We start from the raw sequence: 2871 nt of genomic DNA on the forward strand, positions 1-2871 counted from the left end.
CCGCCGACGCGTCCGGGGCCGACGCGTCCGGGGCCGACGCGTCCGGGGCCGTCACCGCGCCGCCTCCGGCCGGCCGGACACCACGCCCGAAGCCGCCCCCTGACCGTGCGGCGCCGCAGGCCAGGTGTGCCGGGCCGCCACCCCCAGCATGATCCCCATCAGGACGGTCGTGGGCCCGCCCATGTCGGAGTACAGGAAGTTCACCGTCATCGCGCTCGTGACGCCCACGCACATCAGCCAGTGGCCGTCCGCCGTGTCGCGCCGTCCGCGCCAGAGCCCCGCGTGCAGCGCGCCCAGCGCCAGCACGAACGCGCCCGCGCCGAGCAACCCCTGCTCGGACAGGAACATCAGGTACTGGTCATGCGGCGACAGCAGCGGCTCACGGACGTACCCGGTCGCCGCGTCCGCGGTGTCGCTGCCGCCCGACAGCCCCAGCGGCGCGTACGCGTCGCGGTAGGCGGGGAAGTTCTTGGGGCCGACGCCGGTTCCGGGATGGTCCTCCCACATCCGCGCGGCGGTCTCCCACAGGTTGTAGCGGTCGCCCACCGAGCGGTCCGGGTCGTTGACGGCCGCGAGGATCGACTCGGTGCGCGTGCCGACCGTCCCCGCGCCGACGCCGAACCCGCCGACCACCACGACGGACGCGGCGAGCGCCGACAGCCCCAGCCGCAGGGTCAGCCTGGCGTCGAACCGCAGCAGGACGACCAGCACCCCGACCAGCGCCGCGATCCAGCTTCCCCGGCTCAGCGAGCACACCAGGCCCGCCGCGACGACGGCCGCGACGGCGAGCCACGCGGCTCGGCGCCGCCCGTCCGGCGCGGTGAGCGCGAGGGCGACGACGGCGATCAGGACGATCCCGCAGAGGGTCGCCATCGCCATCACGTCCAGCGCGCCGAACGTCCCGACCGCGCGGACGAGCCGTCCCGCGTACAGGGCCCCGTTGCCGGTGAACGTCTGCCACACCCCGAAGGCCGCCTCGCCGGTGCCGAGCGCCACGAGCGCGCCCACGACGATGGCCACGTCCCGGCGGTCGCGGAGCGAGACCATGACCGCCAGCGGCACCAGGACGAGCACCTGCGTCTGCCGCACCCACCCCACCAGGCCGGCCGCGGAATCGGCCGAGGCCACGGTCGTGATCCCCGCCGCCACGACCAGGCCCGCCAGGACCAGCGCGACGGCGCGGGGAACGAACACGGGGTCACGGCCCTGGATCCGCGCACGCGTCCAGAGCGCCCCGGCGATCACGACCAGGACGAGGCTGACCGCATCCCCCGGTGAGGCGTGCGCCCCCGTCCCGACGCGTCCGCCTCCGGTGGGGACGGCCACGCTCAGCACCGTGAACGCGACCAGCCACGAAGGACGCGCCCACAGCGTCCGGCTCCGCGCCAGCAGCCGCCCGAGGCCGCCGTGCAGGTCCGTCCCCCGGACTCCGGCCCACGCGGACCCCGCCGCGACGCGCGCGGGCGCGGCCGGCGCGTTCACCGGCCCTCACGGACCAGGACGGCCCGGACGGTCATCAGCAGGATGCGCAGGTCCGCGCCGAACGACCAGTGGTCGATGTAGTAGTTGTCGTAGCGCACCCGGTCCTCGATCGAGGTGTCCCCGCGCAGGCCGTTGACCTGTGCCCATCCCGTCATCCCCGCCGGCATGCGGTGCCGCAGCCCGTAGTCGGGCACGGACGCGCCGAACGCGGCGACGAAGTGCGGGCGCTCCGGCCGGGGTCCGACCAGGCTCATGTCCCCGCGGATGACGTTCCACAGCTGCGGCAGCTCGTCCAGCGAGGTCTTGCGCAGGAACCGCCCGACCGGCCCCACCAGCGTCCGGTGGTCGAACGACCAGCTCGTGTCCGCGTGGTGCTCCCCGCCGGGACGGACCGTCCGGAACTTCACCAGGGTGAACTCCCGGCCGAGGCACCCGACCCGGCGCTGCCGGAACAGCACGCCGGGGCCGCCCTCCAGCCACACCGCGACGGCGCACAGCAGCATCAGCCAGCCCAGCGCGGCCGTCAGCGCGGACGCGACCACGAAGTCGAACAGCCGCTTGGCGCGCCGGCCCGGAGTGATCCGCCGCGCGTCCACGACGCGGGCGACCGGGATACCGGCCAGGTACTCGCGACCGCGCGCCCCGGCGGGCAGCAGTCCCGGCGTCGTCACGACCGCCCAGACCTCGCCGCTATACCGCGCCGCCGTGCGCGCCACGGCGTCCAGCAGGCCGGGCGGGACGCCCTCGCAGACGACGACGGCGACACGGGCGCGGGTCCGCAGGAGCGCCCTGGTGAGCCGCGGCCAGTCGTCCGCCGTGCCCGGCGGCGGTGCGGCCTCGCCGAGCTGCCGCGGGTCCACCCGCGCGGTCACGGTCAGCCCCAGCTCGGGGTGGCGGTCGAGGCGGTCGGCGACGCGGTCGGTGACGGGGCCGCCGCCGACGACGACGGTCGCCCTCAGCCGCGCCGGCCTGCTCCGGAAGCTTCGCGCGGCACGGTGCACCGGCACCCGACCGGCCAGCGTGAGCGCCGACACGGCGAGGACGAACTCCAGCATCCGGAGAGCGGCGACCGGAAATGCGGCGGAAGCGGAGGGAAGGAGGCGGCCGGCGGCCACGTCGGCCAGCAGCACCCGGGCCACGGTCGGCAGGACCGCGTCGACCAGGCCGGGGCTCCGGCGGGGCCGGTATCCGCCCATCGCGGCCTGGAACACCACGAGCATCGTCCCGGTGGCGGCGGCCCGCCCCGGCGCGCCGTTCAACAGCAGGGACACGCCTCCGGAGACCGAGAGGTCGAGCAGCACCAGGGTCAGGCGGTACCCGGCCGCGGGCAGCCGCGTCGCGAGGCGGCGGCGGTGGCGGGCGCCGCGCCGGTGGGCGGGACGCCGGTCC

2 protein-coding genes are annotated in these 2871 nt (G+C 76.3%); both read right to left on the reverse strand.

Annotated elements, in window-relative coordinates:
- Positions 1–51 precede the first annotated feature (51 nt).
- The gene (locus DZF91_RS25750) at positions 52–1482 is read right to left on the reverse strand and encodes an O-antigen ligase family protein (protein WP_117359790.1); all 1431 of its coding nucleotides are present in this window, start codon (positions 1480–1482) and stop codon (positions 52–54) included.
- On the reverse strand, positions 1479–2871 hold a 1393-nt coding region (locus DZF91_RS25755; protein ID WP_147341386.1), incomplete at its 5' end, for a sugar transferase. The genes DZF91_RS25750 and DZF91_RS25755, both read right to left, overlap by 4 nt.

This window comes from Actinomadura logoneensis (assembly GCF_003428695.1).
Lineage (GTDB): Bacteria > Actinomycetota > Actinomycetes > Streptosporangiales > Streptosporangiaceae > Spirillospora > Spirillospora logoneensis.